17 protein-coding genes are annotated in these 15,088 nt (G+C 71.2%); 6 read left to right on the top strand and 11 right to left on the bottom strand.

Features of this window, described 5'->3' with window-relative positions; translation table 11 throughout:
* The first annotated feature begins 52 nt into the window (after positions 1-52).
* Together AB0I82_RS29425 and AB0I82_RS29430 are read left to right on the top strand one after the other, a co-directional pair.
* The gene (locus AB0I82_RS29425) at positions 53-865 is read left to right on the top strand and encodes an alpha/beta hydrolase (RefSeq protein WP_363260431.1); all 813 of its coding nucleotides are present in this window, start codon (positions 53-55) and stop codon (positions 863-865) included.
* A gap of 50 nt (positions 866-915) precedes the next feature.
* Complete coding sequence (locus tag AB0I82_RS29430; protein WP_363260433.1) at positions 916-1,614, top strand: TetR family transcriptional regulator; 699 nt, start codon at positions 916-918, stop codon at positions 1,612-1,614.
* Here AB0I82_RS29430 and AB0I82_RS29435 read toward each other — a convergent pair.
* The 3 genes from AB0I82_RS29435 to AB0I82_RS29445 all read right to left on the bottom strand — a co-directional run bounded on the left by AB0I82_RS29435 (position 1,580) and on the right by AB0I82_RS29445 (position 3,736).
* The gene (locus AB0I82_RS29435; RefSeq protein WP_363260434.1) at positions 1,580-2,116 is read right to left on the bottom strand and encodes an FBP domain-containing protein; all 537 of its coding nucleotides are present in this window, start codon (positions 2,114-2,116) and stop codon (positions 1,580-1,582) included. The genes AB0I82_RS29430 and AB0I82_RS29435 overlap by 35 nt on opposite strands.
* A 64-nt stretch (positions 2,117-2,180) precedes the next feature.
* On the bottom strand, positions 2,181-3,467 hold the full coding sequence (locus AB0I82_RS29440; RefSeq protein ID WP_363260435.1) for a metallophosphoesterase: 1,287 nt from the start codon (positions 3,465-3,467) through the stop codon (positions 2,181-2,183).
* A complete protein-coding gene (locus AB0I82_RS29445; RefSeq protein ID WP_363260705.1) occupies positions 3,464-3,736 on the bottom strand; it encodes a hypothetical protein in 273 nt (90 codons plus the stop codon). The genes AB0I82_RS29440 and AB0I82_RS29445 overlap by 4 nt, the downstream gene beginning before the upstream one ends.
* Before the next feature lie 100 nt (positions 3,737-3,836).
* On the opposite strand from AB0I82_RS29445, the gene AB0I82_RS29450 reads away from it, so the two are divergent.
* Complete coding sequence (locus AB0I82_RS29450) at positions 3,837-5,120, top strand: D-alanyl-D-alanine carboxypeptidase (protein ID WP_363260436.1); 1,284 nt, start codon at positions 3,837-3,839, stop codon at positions 5,118-5,120.
* Positions 5,121-5,169: 49 nt separating this feature from the next.
* Here the strand turns inward: AB0I82_RS29450 and AB0I82_RS29455 are convergent, their stop codons facing one another.
* A complete protein-coding gene (locus AB0I82_RS29455; RefSeq protein WP_363260437.1) occupies positions 5,170-5,520 on the bottom strand; it encodes an ATP-binding protein in 351 nt (116 codons plus the stop codon).
* 216 nt (positions 5,521-5,736) lie between these two features.
* Positions 5,737-6,912: a helix-turn-helix transcriptional regulator gene (locus tag AB0I82_RS29460; protein ID WP_363260438.1), complete on the bottom strand. Its 1,176-nt coding sequence runs from the start codon at positions 6,910-6,912 to the stop codon at positions 5,737-5,739.
* A gap of 118 nt (positions 6,913-7,030) precedes the next feature.
* Here AB0I82_RS29460 and AB0I82_RS29465 point away from each other — a divergent pair, with 118 nt between their 5' ends.
* Positions 7,031-7,564: a flavoprotein gene (locus tag AB0I82_RS29465; protein ID WP_363260439.1), complete on the top strand. Its 534-nt coding sequence runs from the start codon at positions 7,031-7,033 to the stop codon at positions 7,562-7,564.
* 126 nt (positions 7,565-7,690) lie between these two features.
* On the opposite strand, the gene AB0I82_RS29470 is transcribed toward AB0I82_RS29465, so the two are convergent.
* From AB0I82_RS29470 to AB0I82_RS29490, 5 genes are all read right to left on the bottom strand, one after another.
* Positions 7,691-8,608 (bottom strand): YihY/virulence factor BrkB family protein, encoded by a 918-nt coding sequence (locus AB0I82_RS29470; RefSeq protein ID WP_363260440.1) that lies wholly within the window; start codon positions 8,606-8,608, stop codon positions 7,691-7,693.
* Positions 8,609-8,707: 99 nt separating this feature from the next.
* Positions 8,708-9,289, bottom strand: a complete 582-nt coding sequence (locus AB0I82_RS29475) for a 2'-5' RNA ligase family protein (RefSeq protein WP_363260441.1) — start codon at positions 9,287-9,289, stop codon at positions 8,708-8,710.
* A gap of 144 nt (positions 9,290-9,433) precedes the next feature.
* Complete coding sequence (gene trpS / locus AB0I82_RS29480) at positions 9,434-10,447, bottom strand: tryptophan--tRNA ligase (protein ID WP_223737431.1); 1,014 nt, start codon at positions 10,445-10,447, stop codon at positions 9,434-9,436.
* A 149-nt stretch (positions 10,448-10,596) separates the two neighbouring features.
* Positions 10,597-11,787, bottom strand: a complete 1,191-nt coding sequence (locus tag AB0I82_RS29485) for a glutathionylspermidine synthase family protein (protein WP_363260442.1) — start codon at positions 11,785-11,787, stop codon at positions 10,597-10,599.
* A 23-nt stretch (positions 11,788-11,810) separates the two neighbouring features.
* Positions 11,811-12,170, bottom strand: coding sequence for a hypothetical protein (locus AB0I82_RS29490; RefSeq protein ID WP_363260443.1), 360 nt, complete (start codon positions 12,168-12,170; stop codon positions 11,811-11,813).
* A 233-nt stretch (positions 12,171-12,403) separates the two neighbouring features.
* Between AB0I82_RS29490 and AB0I82_RS29495 the strand changes: the two genes are divergently transcribed.
* A complete protein-coding gene (locus tag AB0I82_RS29495; RefSeq protein ID WP_363260706.1) occupies positions 12,404-13,165 on the top strand; it encodes an isocitrate lyase/phosphoenolpyruvate mutase family protein in 762 nt (253 codons plus the stop codon).
* 83 nt (positions 13,166-13,248) lie between these two features.
* Here AB0I82_RS29495 and AB0I82_RS29500 read toward each other — a convergent pair whose 3' ends face one another.
* Positions 13,249-14,424, bottom strand: a complete 1,176-nt coding sequence (locus AB0I82_RS29500) for a hypothetical protein (protein ID WP_363260444.1) — start codon at positions 14,422-14,424, stop codon at positions 13,249-13,251.
* Positions 14,425-14,536: 112 nt separating this feature from the next.
* Between AB0I82_RS29500 and AB0I82_RS29505 the strand changes: the two genes are divergently transcribed.
* Positions 14,537-15,088 carry a GNAT family N-acetyltransferase gene (locus AB0I82_RS29505; protein ID WP_363260445.1) on the top strand — a complete coding sequence of 184 codons (552 nt, stop codon included), beginning with the start codon at positions 14,537-14,539 and terminating at the stop codon, positions 15,086-15,088.

Raw genomic sequence — 15,088 nt, forward strand, 5'->3', positions numbered from 1 at the left:
GTGGGGGCCCTTCGCGTAGGTACGCACCTCCTGCCGGGGAATGCTCATCCGTATGAGGAACGACACCACCCCCCTTTCCCCGCACCGGCCCCTGCCTCCGCTCTCCGCCACCGTCACCGGTTCCGGCCCGGGCATCGTCCTCGCCCACGGCGCCACCGGCAGCATCGACGAGAACTACGCCCGCCTTTTACCGGCGCTCGCCGCCGGCCACACCGTCGTCGCCCCCGACTACCCCGGCTCGGGCCGCACCCCGCGCGCCGTCGGGCCGCTCACCCTGGACGGCCTCACCGACGCGGTCGTCGACGGCGCGGTAGCCGCCGGACTGGAGACCTTCACCTTCATCGGGTACTCGCTCGGCGCCGCCGTCGCGGTCCGCACCGCCACCCGCTACCCGCAGCACGTCAGCGGCCTCGTACTGACCGCGGGGCTGGCGGTCCCGGACCGCCGTACCGACCTCTGGCTCGCGCTCTGGCAACGCCTGCTGGCGCAGGACGACTACACGGGCCTGGCACTGGCCCGCACGCTCAGCAGCTGGTCCCCCGGCCGTCTCCAGGACCTGCCGCACGACGACCTGGACGCGCTGCTGGACCCCTGCCCGGAGCTGGTGCCCGACGGCTCGGCGGACCAGGCGGCGCTCGTACGGTCCCTGGACATCCGCGCCGACCTGCCGGGGATAGCCGTCCCGACGCTGGTCATCGCCCCTCTCCACGACCAGCTGGTCGACCCCGCGCACTCACGCTACCTGGCGACGCACATACCCGGCGCGCAGTACGTCGAACTCGCCGCCGGCCACGTGCCGATGCACGAGTGCCCCGAGGAGTGGGAGCGGCTGATCACCGGCTTCCTCACCGCGCACGGCCTGTAGGCAAGCCCCTGCGGTCCCCCACGTCCCGGCCGCTCGCTTAGGGTCGGGGCGTGGACGACGCGAAGCAGGTATCCCGGGGAGAGCAGACGCGGGCGCTGATTCTGGCCACCGCGATGCGGCTCTTCGAGGAGCGCGGGTACGACCGGACGACGATGCGGGCCATCGCCCAGGAGGCGGGCGTCTCCACCGGCAACGCGTACTACTACTTCGCCTCCAAGGAACACCTGGTCCAGGGGTTCTACGACCGGATCGCCGACGAGCACCGGGCGGCCGCCCGCGAGGCGCTGGCCACCGAGACGGAGCTGGCCGGGCGGATCCGCGGGGTGCTGCTGGCCTGGCTGGACGTGGCGGCGCCGTACCACCGGTTCGCCACGCAGTTCTTCAAGAACGCCGCCGACCCCGACAGCCCGCTCAGCCCCTTCTCCGAGGCGTCCCGGGGCCCCCGCGAGGCCGCCGTCGCGCTGCACCGCGAAGTGCTCGCGGGCGCGGGCGTGAAGGCCGCGCCGGAGCTGGCGGACCAGCTCCCGCGGCTGCTGTGGCTGCACCAGATGGGCCTGGTGCTGTTCTGGGTGTACGACCGGTCGCCGGACTGCGCCCGCAGCCGCGCGCTGGCCGCCCGTACGGCGCCGCTGATCGCCCGCGCCGTCGCCGCGTCCCGCTACCGGCTGCTGCGGCCGCTCGTACGCGAACTGACCGATCTGCTGGACGACTTCCTCACGCCCGGCCCTGACCGGCCTTCGTCTCGGTGACCTTGCCGTCGGTGACCTTGTCGAGGAAGGCGTCGAGGTTGGCGGTCATCCGGGAGACCTTCTCCTCGACGCTGAGCTGCTCCTCATAGCGCGCGGCGAGATCGGGCTGCTTCTTGCCGCGGAGGTACAGCGGGCACGCCAGGTCCGCGCAAACGTACGCGCCGACGGTGTTGCCCTGGCGGCCCGCCGCGCCGGCCCGGGGCGCGGCGAGGAGGCTGACGCCCGAACCGCCGTGCCCGGTCAGGCAGAAGGAGCAGACCGTGGTCTTGGTGAACGTGCGGCGGACGTTCGTGGGGCGGCGCAGCGTGACGCCGAGCGGGCCGTCCGCGCGCGGTACGACGAGATAGGCGCGGTCGGGCGCCTGCGGGTCACGCCAGCCGAGGAAGTCCAGGTCGGGCCAGGGCAGTTCGGCGAGCCCTGCGGGGATGTTCAGCCGACGGGCCTCGCCCTTCGAACAGTTCACGAAAGAGGCGCGGATGTCGGATTCTGCCAGGGGGTCCATGATTCGAAAGCTAACAGGCGGTACGGAGGGGCGTCGCCCGATTTTTTCCTGGGTCGTGCCCGGCCTAGGCCTGCAGGGACGCCAGCTGGACGATCGTGACGTCCGGCGGGGCGCCGACGCGGACCGGTGGGCCCCAGGCGCCCGCGCCGCGGCTGACGTAGAGCTGGGTGTCGCCGTAGCGGTCCAGGCCCGCGACGGTGGGGTTGGCGGCCGCGGCGACCAGGTTGCCGGGCCAGAGCTGGCCGCCGTGGGTGTGCCCGGAGAGCTGCAGGTCGACGCCGTGCCGTACCGCCTCGTGGATCATCACCGGCTGGTGCGCGAGCAGCACGGAGGCGCGGGACGGGTCGCGGTCGCCCAGCGCGCGGTCGTAGTCCGGCCCGTCGGCGTGATTCTCGCCGGAGATGTCGTTGACGCCGGCGAGGTCGAAGCCGGGCATCTCCACGCGGGCGTTCTCCAGCGGGTGGACGCCCAGTTCGCGTACGTGGTCGACCCACTCCGCCACGCCGGAGAAGTACTCGTGGTTGCCGGTGACGAAGTACGCGCCGTGCCGGGCGGTCAGCGCGCGCAGCGGCTCGGCGGCCGGGCCCAGGTCCGCCACGCTGCCGTCGACGAGGTCGCCGACGATCGCGATCAGGTCGGGGTTCGCGCGGTTGACGGTGTCCACGACCCGCTGGGTGTGCGCGCGGCCCAGGATGGGGCCGAGGTGGATGTCGCTGACGACGGCGATACGGAAGCCGTGCGCGGCGCGCGGCAGCTTGGCGAGCGGTACGGTCACCCGCTTCAGCCGCGGGCCGCTGAGCACGCTGTACGTGCCGTACCCGACGGTCGCGGCGGCGGCTGCCGACGCCCCGACGGCCACCGAGCGGGCGACGAAGAGGCGCCGGGAGGGGGCGGCGGGGGCCGGGGCGGGAGGCGCGCTCGCGGCTGCCGTGTCCGCGTCTGCGCCCGTGTCCGCGCCTGCTTCCGCGCCCGCTTCCGCGCCCGCGAGGACCGGCTCGGGCTCGCGTATCTGCTCCTGCACCGGCCCCGGCACTGCCTCTCGCACCGGCACCCGCAGCCACACCGCCCGTACCACCTCGCCGACGAGAAGCGCGAGGGTGAGGTACAGGACGACGGCGAGCCAGAGGTAGCCCGGCCAGGCGAAGAGCTGTTGGAGGGGGAACGGGGCGCCCGCGCGGGGCGCGACGAAGGCGCCGAGGATCAGCAGCGGCAGCACGAAGGCGAGCACGGTGCCGGCCCGACGCGCGCGGCTGCCGGGAGAGGTCGTGTCGCGGACCAGTCGGCGCCACAGGTACCAGTGGACCGCGCCGAGCAGCGCGAAGATCGTCGCGACGACCAGGAGGAAGATCACTTACCGGACGTCTCACTCGTCGGGGCCGCGGTCTCGCGCCGCAGGGCCCGTACTCCGCGGAACCCGATCACTCCGATTGCCGTCCCCAAGAGAAAGGACGTCACGGCGAGCGCCAGATGCACCCAGAAATAGGCAGTTGGGTCACCTGCGTCATCGAAGGCGAGACCACTTCCGTCCTTGACCAGATTCTTGACGAAAGTGATCCAGATGAACCAGCTCCAGACCCCGAAGGCGAGCAGGAACCAGGAGACGGGGCGCGAGAGCTTCATGCCTTCCAGTATGAGCGGCGACTTCGTAAGGCTGCCGTCAGGGGCCGCGTCGTGCGGGGTGGCGGCGGTCGCGCCGGGCACGGCGGGTACGTTCACCGTCGTGCCGACGATCTCGCCCTCCCCCGCCCCGTCCCCCGCCCGCCGCCGCACCGCCCGTACGGCCGCGGCCGCCGCCCTGGTGTGCGCCGCGTTGACGGCGCCGCTGGCCGTGGCCGCGCCCGCATACGCCGACGACGCGAAGCCGACGAAGTCGAAGGCGCCCGCGCCGCCCGCCACGATGTCCGCCGTCGGCGGCGACCTGCTGGCGAAGCCCGGTACGCAGGTCCAACTCAAGGACGGCGCACCGAAGCTGCCCAAGGGCCTCTCCGCGCGCTCCTGGATCGTCTCCGACCCGGAGTCCGGGGACGTGCTCGCCGCGCACAACGCGCACTGGCGGCTGCCGCCCGCCTCCACCCTGAAGATGCTCTTCGCCGACACCCTGCTGCCGAAGTTCCCCAAGACCGAGCAGCACAAGGTCGCGCCCGAGGACCTGGCGGGCATGGGCGAGGGCAGCAGCCTGGTGGGCATAAAGGAGAACCAGACCTACTCCGTCCACGACCTGTGGCTGGGCGTCTTCCTGCGCTCCGGCAACGACGCGGTGCACACGCTGGCCGCGATGAACGACGGCGTCGAGCAGACGGTCCGCGACATGCAGGCCCACGCGGACGAGCTGAACGCCCACGACACGCACGTCGTCACCCCGGACGGCTATGACGCGAAGGGTCAGGTCTCCAGCGCGTACGACCTGAGCCTGTTCGCCCGCTCCGGGCTGCAGAACGCGGACTTCCGGGAGTACGCCTCGACGGCGTTCGCGCAGTTCCCGGGCGAGGCGAAGAAGGGCAAGAAGCGCCCGACCTTCGGCATACAGAACACCAACCGGCTGCTGACCGGCGCGTTCGGCATGAAGCCGTACAAGGGCATCGCGGGCGTGAAGAACGGCAACACCACGAACGCGGGCTCGACCTTCACCGGCGTCGCGCAACGCGGCGACAAGGTCCTCCTCGTCACGGTCATGAACCCCGCCAAGAAGGACATGAACGAGGTCTACAAGGAGACCGCCGCCCTCTTCGACTGGGGCTTCGCGGCCCGCGACAAGGTCGAGCCGGTGGGCCGCCTGGTAGGCCCGAAGAGCAAGGAGGGCGACGCCGCCCGGCCCGGCGCCCCGAAGCACCACGGCAAACAGGGCGCAGCCCACCTCTCCACCACAGAGAGCGAGGCCGAGCGAGGCGGCGCCTGGACAGCGCTCGGCATCGCGGGCGGCGCACTGGTGGTCCTCGGCGGCGTTGCGTTCGCGGTACACCGCCGGTGGCCGCTTCCGGATCTGGTACGGCGCCGCGGCCGCTGAGCCGTCCCGCCCTGTGCCCCACGGGAGCGGGTTCGGACTCGGCCCTCCTTCATTGCGTCGCCTCCAGGTCCGCCCACACGCGTTTCCCCCACGGCAGCGGGTCAACGCCCCACTGATCTGCCAGGGCGGCGACGATGGCGAACCCGCGGCCGCTCTCGTCTGCCGGATCAGTGGGGCGTGCTGCGGGCCGGGACGGATCCTTGTCGATGACGGCAATGCGGACCCGGGCTCTGTGGCGGGTCACCCTGACGCGGATCGCCTCGCCCCTGGTGGCATGGGTGACGGCGTTCGCGACCAGCTCACCCACGACCGAAGCTGCCTCGTCGGACAGTGAGATGAGCTTCCAAGTGACGAGCGCGGCTTCTACCAAGTGCCGGGCTGCCGAGGAGGACGCCGGCACGCGGGGGAAGTTCTCGGCGTACGTGTCCGTAGCCCGTGGCCGGGACCCGAGGTTCAGGGGGCGCGACGCGGCGTGGCCATGGCGTGGCGGCTCGGTCGCTGCTGTTGGGTGCGTCATGAGGTGTCCCCGTCATCGGTGATCGAGTGCAATCAGCGTGACGGGGGCCAGGCCCCTGAATGCTCACAAATTTGTGAGCGTGTGAGTGTGCTCCTCGGCCTACACGCCGACCCACGCGGCCATGTGGTTCAGCGTGTCCGGCGTGCGCCGGGCCATGTGCACCAGGCCTCTGACAGCGGCCCGCGTCCCCGGGTGGTAACGCGTCTGTTCCGGCGCCGCGCGACGCGCCTCCACCAAGTGTTTGAGGGCGGCTTCGGTGTGCCCTGTCTCCATCTCGACCACCGCACGGTCCACCAGGAACCGGGCGCATCGGGAGGTCAGCGTCGTCGGCGGGAGCTTCATCTTGCGCGCCTGCTTGAGGGCCTGGTCGTACTGGCGCATGGCCAGCGAGGCGCCCATCTCGTGCAAGGCAATGTTGCGGTACCCGAAGGACAGCCAGTGCACCTCTCCCGCCTCACCTCCTACCCGGCCGGCGAGGTCTCGGGCGGCAGTGATGTGCGTCGTGACCGCGTCAGCGTCCTCGGCTCGGGCCGCGACCGCGGACATGCCCAGGTGCAACTGTCCACGGACCACCAGCGCTTCACGAGACGTCTGGCCGTCCAGGAGCATGTGCCCCGACGCGATCAGACGCTGCCCGAGAGCCGCCTCACTGCCTCCCGCCTTGTAGACGAGTGCCCGCTTGTACTGGCGGATCGCGGCCAGGCAAGGGTCCGAGGCACGTCCGGCGGCCCATCCCATGCGGTCCAGAGCGACGCTGGAGAGGTCGGGAAACCCCAACTTTAGGGTGATGTCCGCCGCGGTGCGGTAGCTGGACGCCAGGGCCTGCCACGTTTCCGTCGTCGGTGTGCGGCCGGCCAAGCGGGTGAGGTCGGTGATGATGCCGGGCAGGACGGTGGCGGCCTTCCGCAGATGCGTCGCGCGTACCTGCCGACATACCTCGTCGGCTGCCATACCCAATTTCCGGCTCGTCCGTGTGACCGTTCCTGACGGCTCCAAGTCGTACAGGTCGAGGGCCGCCCGGATCGGGCGCACCAGGGCGTTCAGGCGGTCATCATCCATGGTCTGCTGTCTCGTCAAAACGGTGACGTCGATGTCCAGGGCGCGGGCCACCTCGTTCAGGAATCCCTCGGATGCCTGTCGGGCACCGCACTCGACCTGATTCAGCAGGCTGTACGAGTACGGAATCCGATCAGCCAGGCCACGCTGGGTCAGATGCGCGCGCCGTCGCGCTCGCCGAATTCGGGCGCCCGCGTGATCGTCATCCAGAGAGGGCATACTTGCCTCCGTTCCCGACTCGGCATCCGGAACATACCCCGCGCCCAACGGCGTTGGACCACGATCGCCCCCGATTCCGCCCGAATCGACGGCGGTCCCGTGTGGTCGGATAGGCCTCATGACGTCGCGTGTGCTCTACCTCTTCGGGTCGGCAGCCCCTCCTGTTCACGACCTCGCTGCCGTTGTCCAGACGGCGCAGAGCCGTGGGCTCACCGTGTGTCTCGGCCTCACCCCGACCGCCACTGAGTGGCTGGCCCCGCAGCTGACGGAGCTGGAACGGCTGACGGGGTATCCGGTGCGCTCGCAGTACAAGCAGCCCGGTACGGCGGACGTGTGGCCCAAAGCGGACGTGATCGCGTTCGCGCCGGCCACCTTCAACAGCATCAATGCCTGGGCGCTGGGCCTCACCCAGAATTTTGTCGTCGGCGTGGTCGCCGAAGGCATCGGCAAGAGAATCCCGATGGTGACGATGCCGTGTGTGAACGCGGCCTACGCCGCCCACCCGCAGCTCGAGCGCAGTATCGAGACGCTGCGAGGCGCCGGCGTCCGTGTGCTCTACGGGGAGGGCGGCTTCGTACCGAACGCTCCCGGCCAGGGCCGGCCGCCGGAGTATCCGTGGCACCTGCTCCTCGACGCCGTTGAACGGCCATGACCTGCAGACGTTCGTGGCCCTCGGCGCATCCGGCGCAGGGTCACGCAGAGTGACCGTTCCGGCGGCCTGACACCGACCTCGGCCAGGACGCGCACCCCTGCGGCGGGGCGGCGGCCCCGGGGGGCGCTACGCGGCGTCCTCCGCGGCCCCGCCGCGCCCGCCCGGTGCGGCGGCCGGCACCTCCACCGGCTCGTCCGCCGGCTTCTGGGTGGCCGTCCACGCCGCGCAGAAGACCAGGAGTTTTGCGGTGAAGTTGATCCACAACAGCAGGGCGATGGGGGTGCCGAAGGCGCCGTACATGTTTTTTGCCGCTACGCCCTGTAGGTAGCCGCTGAGGGCGTACTTCAGTACCTCGAAGCCGACCGCGCCGATCAGGGCCGCGACGGCCACCGCGCGGCGTGGCGGCTCCGCGCCGGGGAGCTGGGTCAGGACGTATGCGAGCAGCAGGAAGTCGGCGAGTACGGCGATCAGGAAGCCCGCCAGCGTCAGCAGGACGCGGCCCGCTCCGTTCTCGGGGATGCCGATGGCCTCCGCCACCCGGCCCACCGCCGACGAGGCGAACGCCGAGCAGGCCAGCGAGACCACCGCCACCCCGCCCAGGCCGAGCAGCAGCGCGCCGTCCCGGGCCTTGGCGAGGAAGAAATTGCCGTCCTCGTCGTCGTTCTCCCACACCGCGCGCAGACAGTCCCGCAGCGACTGGACCCAGCCCACGCCGGTGAAGAGCAGCGCGGCACCGGCGATCACTCCGACCGTGCCCGCGTTGTCCACCAGCGCCCCGATGTCCAGCTGCCCGGCGATGCCGGGGACCTGCTCGGTGAGCTGGTCCTGGAACCTGCGCAGCTGCGCGTCGGTGAGCGTCGCGGCGCCGATCGCCGCCGACACCGTGAGCAGCGGAAAGAGCGCCACGAAGCTGGTGAAGGTGAGGGCGGCGGCGAGCCGGGTCCAGTGCACGCGGTCCATCCGCTGGTACGCCCGCCACAGGTGGGTGCGCATCAGCCACACCACCGCGGGTCCGATCAGCGGCAGCCTGGTCAGCCACTCCATGAGCCGCGGGTACCCCTTCCCGTGCCGTTGTCCCCCATATGGCGGAACACTAGCCTCCGGTTGGCCGCATACGGCGCAGACGCGCCAGGGCGCGGCGGGTTACCGGGAGGGAGCCGGCGGCCGGGTCAGGTCGGCCTGCCGCGGTACACCGCCGACCGGCGCGCCGAAAGGGTATTCGCGCTCCAGCCGCCACACGCCGTCCGCGCCCTGCTGGTACAGCGCGAAGCCGCCTATCGTCCAGGCGGCCTCGAAGTCCGCCAGCTCCCGCTGCGCCCGGTCCATCGCCTCCTCGGAGATGCCGTGCGCGACGGTGATGTGCGGGTGGTACGGGAACTGCAGTTCGCGGGCGCACGGCCCGGACGCGGCGCGGATGCGCTCCTGCAGCGCCGTGCAGCCCGCCTTGCCGTCGACGAGCCGGACGTAGACGACGGGCGAGAGCGGCCGGAAGGTGTCGGTGCCCTTCAGACGCAGCGTGAAGGGCGCGAAGGCCGCCGCGACCTCCGCGAGGTACTCCTCGATCCGGGGCAGGTCCGCCGGGTCGGCCTCGGTGGGCGGGAGGAGGGTGATGTGGGTGGGGATGGCGTGCGCGGCCGGGTCCCCGAAGCTCGCGCGCTGCTCCTGGAGGAAGCGGCCGTACGGCTCCGGGACCGCGATCGAAACGCCGAGCGTTACGGTCCCCACTGCGTTCTCCTCCCTGAAACGAATGGTGTCCCCGGATGCCAGTGTGCCGGGTGCGCCGCCCTTCGGCGAGCGCCGTCGGTCCTGCCGCCGGCGGGGCCCCGGCCCCCCCCTGTGCGGGGGCCGCGGCGCCCGCCCGGCGCGCTGTCAGTGCTTGGCGGGCAGGAAGCCGATCCGGTCGTACGTCGTGGCCAGCGTCTCGGCGGCCACCGCGCGCGCCTTCTCGGCACCCTTGGCCAGGATCGAGTCCAGCGTCTCGGGGTCGTCGAGGTATTCCTTCGTACGGTCCCGGAAGGGTGTGACGAAGTCGACCATCACCTCGGCGAGGTCGGTCTTGAGCGCGCCGTACATCTTGCCCTCATAGTCCTTCTCCAGCTGCGGGATGTCCGTGCCGGTGAGGGTGGAGAGGATGGTCAGGAGGTTGGACACGCCCGGCTTGGCCTCGCGGTCGAAGCGGATCACCGTGTCCGTGTCGGTCACCGCGCTCTTGATCTTCTTGGCCGTGACCTTGGGCTCGTCGAGCAGGTCGATGATGCCCTTCGGCGAGGACGCCGACTTGCTCATCTTGATCAGCGGGTCCTGAAGATCCTGGATCTTCGCGGTCTCCTTGACGATGTGCGGGTTCGGGATCGTGAAGGTGTCACCGAAGCGCTGGTTGAAGCGGTCCGCGAGGTCGCGGGTCAGCTCCAGGTGCTGGCGCTGGTCCTCGCCGACCGGGACCTGGTTCGCCTGGTACAGCAGGATGTCCGCGACCATCAGCACCGGGTACGTGAACAGGCCGACCGTCGTACGGTCCTGCCCCTGCTTGGCCGACTTGTCCTTGAACTGCGTCATGCGGGACGCCTCGCCGAAGCCGGTGAGGCAGTTCAGCACCCAGCCGAGCTGGGCGTGCTCCGGCACATGGCTCTGGACGAAGAGGGTGCAGCGCTCGGGGTCCAGACCGGCGGCGAGCAGCTGGGCGGCCGCGACGCGGGTGTTCGCGCGCAGCTCCTTCGGGTCCTGCGGCACGGTGATCGCGTGCAGGTCCACGACCATGTAGAAGGCGTCGTGGGACTCCTGGAGCGCTACCCACTGGCGGACGGCGCCGAGGTAGTTGCCGAGGTGGAAGGAGCCGGCGGTGGGCTGGATACCGGAGAGCACACGCGGACGATCGAGAGCCATGGCACTCATTCTCTCAGGTCCGCGGCCCGTCCTGGCCGCCGGTGGGAATACCGGCAGGTACGGGGCGGACGCCCTGCTTCCGTCACGGAGCGGAGCGGCCGCTTCCACGGAGAGTACGGCCAGGGAGTTACTGACGGATCATGCGGCCTTCAAAGGATCACGTGCGGCAGGAAGCGGGCGTACTCGTCCGTGATCAGCCCCGACGACTCCCGGATGCCCAGGCCCGCCGCCTCGTCCTCGACGACCCACGCGCCGAGCACGACACGGTTCCCGTCGAAGTCGGGCAGCGGGGCCAGCTCCTGGTAACAGACCGGCTCCTCCCGTACGGCGGTGTCCTCGGCGCCCGGCTCATGGATGGTGACGCCCGCGCCCTCGCGGCCGAGCAGCGGCTTGGCGACGTATCCGGTGGTGCGGGCCAGGTCGCGGGGTCCGTCGAGGTAGGCCGGGAGGAGGTTCGGGTGGCCCGGGTAGAGCTCCCACAAGATCGCCAGCAGCGCCTTGTTGGACAGCAGCATCTTCCAGGCGGGCTCGATCCAGAGGGTGGAACCCGTACCGCCGCCGTTGTCGAGGGTGTCCAGGACGTGCGGGCCGAAGCGGTCGGTGGCCAGCCACTCCCACGGGTAGAGCTTGAAGCAGGAGCGGATGAACTTCAGCCGCTGGTCGACGAAGCGCCCGGCGAGCCGGTCCCAGCCGATGTCCTCCATGGAGATCGCGACCGTTTCCAGGCCGGCCTGCTGGGCGGTCTCCTCCAGGTAGGCGACGGTCATCAGGTCCTCGCCCAGCTCGTCGCCCGCGGAGTGCGCGAAGTGCAGCGGGGCGCCGGGCGGCAGCAGCTTCGCCTGCCGCCGCCATGCCTCCACCAGCCGTTCGTGCAGCGAGTTCCACTGGTCCGCGCCGGGGAAGCGGTCCTCCATCCAGAACCACTGCGCGCTGGCCGCCTCGACCAGGGAGGTGGGGGTGTCGGCGTTGTACTCCAGCATCTTCGCCGGCCGTCCGCGGCCGTCGTAGTGCAGGTCGAACCGCCCGTAGAGGGAGGGCAGTTCGTCCCTGCGGTGCCACGCCTCAGCGATCAGTCCCGCCAGCCGCGGGTCGTCGATGCCGAGGTCGGCGAAGCGGTCGTGCTCGACGATGTGCGCGGCCGCGGCCAGGCACATGCCGTGCAGCTCCTCGACGACCTCCTCCAGGGCCTCGACCTCGGGGAGGGTGAATTCGTAGTACGCGCTCTCGTCCCAGTACGGGCGCAGCGAGTCGTCCGGGAAGCGGGTCAGGGGGTAGATCACCCCTTGCGCTTCGACCGTTTCCTGCCAGCCGGGCCGGGGTTCGATGGTGTGGCGTTCCATGGTGCGTTCAGCCGCCCGGCCGCTCAGCCGCCGGACGAACCCGAGCAGCCGAAGCCGCCCCGGTCCACGGCCTGGCTCTTGCTGAACGTGCCGTAGTCGGCGTGGCGCCCGGTGACATCGGCGTCGTAGTACCACTGGCCGTCGACCTGGCGGCCACCCGCCTTGCCGCCCTTCTTGCCGCCCTTGGCCGCCGACGTGCCGCTGCTGCTGCCGCAGTTCTTGCTGTCGACGACCCGGTATCCGTTGAGCGCGTCGTAACTGTTGCGGTCCACGCAGCGCTTGTCGGGCTCGGAGCCGCAGGAGGTCAGGGCCGCGGCCAGCGCGCCCATCCCGCCCAGGATCACCGTGCTCGACCGCAGCCTCCGTCGTGCCTTTTCGGCCATGGTGCGTTGTCCCCCGTAGAAGCGGTTGTCGTGTTCCCGCGTAGAAGCGGTTGTCGTGTTCCCGCCAGCCTAGGGGGCGGTCGGACGCGCCGCGCAGGCGGCCTCCACCGCGAGCCGGACGGCGAGGGCGCGGCCGAGGGCGTCGGCGAGCCTGACGGGGGTGCAATCCCCGGCCAAGGGCGGGAAGGACCCTACCCAGTGGCCAGGAGCGTCGTAGCGTCGGACGCATGACGATGAACACGACGGTCGGCGGCGACGCCGGAGTCCCTCGCGTGAGCGCCGCGGCGCTGCGCGCCCTGCATCTGCGCCGGGCGCCGGAGGACCCGCTCGTGCTGCCCGGCCCCTGGGACGCGGCGAGCGCGCGGGTCTTCGTGGAGGCCGGGTTCGAGGCGCTGGCCACGCCGAGCGCGGGGATCGGCGAGTCCTTGGGGTACGGGGACGGGCACACGCCGCCGGACGAGATGTTCGCGGCGATCGCCCGGATCACCCGGGCCGTGGACGTGCCGGTCAGTGCCGACGTGGAGGCGGGGTACGGCCTGTCGGCGAAGGAGCTGGTCGAACGGCTGCTGGACGCGGGCGCGGTGGGCTGCAACCTGGAGGACTCGGACGCGGCGACCGGCACTTTGCGCGATCCGGAGGAGCAGGCCGACTGGCTGGCCGAGGTGCGGGCCGTCGCCGGGGACGCGCTGGTGATCAATGCCCGCATCGACACGTTCCTGCGCGGGGAGTCCGGCGCCGCACCGGCCGTGGCGCGCGGCCTGCGGTACGTCGCCGCGGGCGCCGACTGCGTGTACCCGATCCTCGCCCCGCCGGAGCTGCTCCCCGAGCTGGCCACCGGCATCGGCGCCCCGGTCAACGCCATCGCGGTCCCGGGCGGCCCGTCCCCCCGCGCCCTGGGCGCCGCGGGCGCCTCCCGCATCACCTTCGGCGGCGGGCTGCAGCGGCAGGCGATGGACACGCTGCGCACGGTGGCAGCGGAGCTGCGGGCGGGCTGACCCCTGAACACGGCGCGGCCGCCTCCGTACGAGCGTACGTACGGAGGCGGCCGCTTCTCATGCGTACCGTCGCCCGGCCCGCCTCACTGCCCCGCGTACTTCTTGCTGATCGCGTCGAAGACGCCCTTTGCCTCGGGGCCGAGGTGCGGCCCGGCCAGCCAGGTGTGGTCCAGCGAGCCGATGGAGCTGTTGGAGACGAGGGAGAGTTCGCCGTTGTGGTTGGCGAGCCAGCCGCCGCCGGAGGTGCCGCCCGTCATGCTGCAGCCGATCCAGTGCATGGCGGGGGTGCCGGGGGCCATCGTCAGCCGTACCGGGCGGTCGAGGCAGTTCATCATCTTCGCGCCGTCGTACGGGGGCGCCGCCGGGTAGCCGATCGCCTTGGTGGAGCCGAGGCCGGTGACGCCGTTGCCCGAAGGGGCGCCGAACCAGACGGGCAGGGACGCGCCGACGGTCTCCTCCAGGGACTTGCCGCCGCCGTTCTCCGGCTTCACGTGCAGCACGGCGAAGTCGTAGGCGGATGCCGCGTTGCCGCTGTGGCCGCCGCCGTCGATCCACTGCGAGGAGGTCTGCGACCAGTCCGCCCACCAGGTGCCGTACGGGGTGACGTTCTGCTGCGAGGAGGCGGAAACCTGGTTCGCGGGCAGCCCGTTGTCGTTGTACGAGGGCACGAAGACGATGTTGCGCATCCAGCCGCCGTTCTTGCCGGAGTGCACGCAGTGGCCCGCGGTCCATACGAGGTTGGACTTCCCCGGGTTGGCCGGGTCGGAGACGACGGTGCCGGAGCAGACCATCGGGCCGTCGGGGCTGTCGAAGAAGATCTTCCCGATGGGCGCCATGTGCTGGTGGTACGGGCGCTCGACCTGCTGCGCGGTCACCGGGCGCGGCTCGGGGTCGGTGGCACCGGCGCCGCCGGAACCGGCGCTCTGCGTGGTCACCACGGGAGCGTCCGCGGCCTTCGCCATCCGGGACGGCTTCCAGAGGTCCTTGATGACCGGGTTGGCGAATTCGGACGCCTTCCGGGCCCAGGTCTCCTTGTCCCAGTCCTTCCAGCCGCCCTGCTCCCACTTCTTCAGCGAATCGAGGTCCTTGGGCAGGCCGTTGGGGAGCTTGAGCCCGTCCGACTTCCCGCCGCTCCCGCCGGCCTCCGTCGCCCCGTCCTGGCCCACGGCCTTGGTGTCCTCGGGCCCGCAGGCGGTGACGGTGACAAGCAGCGCGGCAACCGCCACGGCGGCAGCCGCGGTTCGGCGTATGGATGGCATGGGTCCTGCTCCCCCTGGTGACTCTGCATCTCTGTTTTTGTCATGACCCCATTCAGGGGCGGGCCCCTACTATGCCGGTACGGAGGGGTAGACGCGCGAGTAGGGGGCTGTGATGCACGTCTTACTGGAGACGGAACGGCTGCGTTTGCGCGCTTTCACCGGGGCGGACCTGGACAATCTGCGTGACCTGCACAGAGATTCCCAAGTCATGCGTTTCCTGGACGCCGGACACCCGACGCCCGAGCTGCTCGTCACGCAGTACGCCCGCCCTGCCCATTTCGGATACTGGGCCGCCGAGGAGCGGGCCACGGGCGCCTTCCTGGGCTGGTTCGAATTCCGGCCGACGGACGAGAACGGGGAGCGGGAGCGCACGGCGGAGGTCGAGCTCGGATACCGACTGCGGCGCGCGGCCTGGGGAAAGGGGTACGCCACCGAGGGCGCGCGGGCCCTCGTCGACAGGGGTTTCGGGGAATGGGGCGTCGAGCGCGTCATGGCCACCACCATGGCCGTGAACACCGGGTCCCGGCGGGTGCTGGAGAAATGCGGGCTGCGGTATGTCCGTACGTTTCATGAGGAATGGGCCGAGCCGCTGCCGGGGGCCGAGCACGGGGATGTGGAATACGCGCTGATGGTCGGGGAATGGGTGCGGCCGGGCACCCCCTGA

The organism is Streptomyces sp. NPDC050315, assembly GCF_040655775.1.
In the GTDB taxonomy this organism is placed as follows: domain Bacteria; phylum Actinomycetota; class Actinomycetes; order Streptomycetales; family Streptomycetaceae; genus Streptomyces.

What these genes read in the sequence shown, in the direction of transcription:
- AB0I82_RS29470 (WP_363260440.1), bottom strand. Translation starts at nt 8,608, where the DNA reads ATGGAGTGGCTGACCAGGCTGCCGCTGATCGGACCCGCGGTGGTGTGG.
- AB0I82_RS29495 (WP_363260706.1), top strand. Translation starts at nt 12,404, where the DNA reads ATGAACACGACGGTCGGCGGCGACGCCGGAGTCCCTCGCGTGAGCGCC.
- AB0I82_RS29505 (WP_363260445.1), top strand. Translation starts at nt 14,537, where the DNA reads ATGCACGTCTTACTGGAGACGGAACGGCTGCGTTTGCGCGCTTTCACC.
- AB0I82_RS29465 (WP_363260439.1), top strand. Translation starts at nt 7,031, where the DNA reads ATGACGTCGCGTGTGCTCTACCTCTTCGGGTCGGCAGCCCCTCCTGTT.
- AB0I82_RS29485 (WP_363260442.1), bottom strand. Translation starts at nt 11,787, where the DNA reads ATGGAACGCCACACCATCGAACCCCGGCCCGGCTGGCAGGAAACGGTC.
- AB0I82_RS29500 (WP_363260444.1), bottom strand. Translation starts at nt 14,424, where the DNA reads ATGCCATCCATACGCCGAACCGCGGCTGCCGCCGTGGCGGTTGCCGCG.
- AB0I82_RS29425 (WP_363260431.1), top strand. Translation starts at nt 53, where the DNA reads ATGAGGAACGACACCACCCCCCTTTCCCCGCACCGGCCCCTGCCTCCG.
- AB0I82_RS29445 (WP_363260705.1), bottom strand. Translation starts at nt 3,736, where the DNA reads ATGAAGCTCTCGCGCCCCGTCTCCTGGTTCCTGCTCGCCTTCGGGGTC.
- trpS (WP_223737431.1), bottom strand. Translation starts at nt 10,447, where the DNA reads ATGGCTCTCGATCGTCCGCGTGTGCTCTCCGGTATCCAGCCCACCGCC.
- AB0I82_RS29460 (WP_363260438.1), bottom strand. Translation starts at nt 6,912, where the DNA reads ATGCCCTCTCTGGATGACGATCACGCGGGCGCCCGAATTCGGCGAGCG.
- AB0I82_RS29490 (WP_363260443.1), bottom strand. Translation starts at nt 12,170, where the DNA reads ATGGCCGAAAAGGCACGACGGAGGCTGCGGTCGAGCACGGTGATCCTG.
- AB0I82_RS29435 (WP_363260434.1), bottom strand. Translation starts at nt 2,116, where the DNA reads ATGGACCCCCTGGCAGAATCCGACATCCGCGCCTCTTTCGTGAACTGT.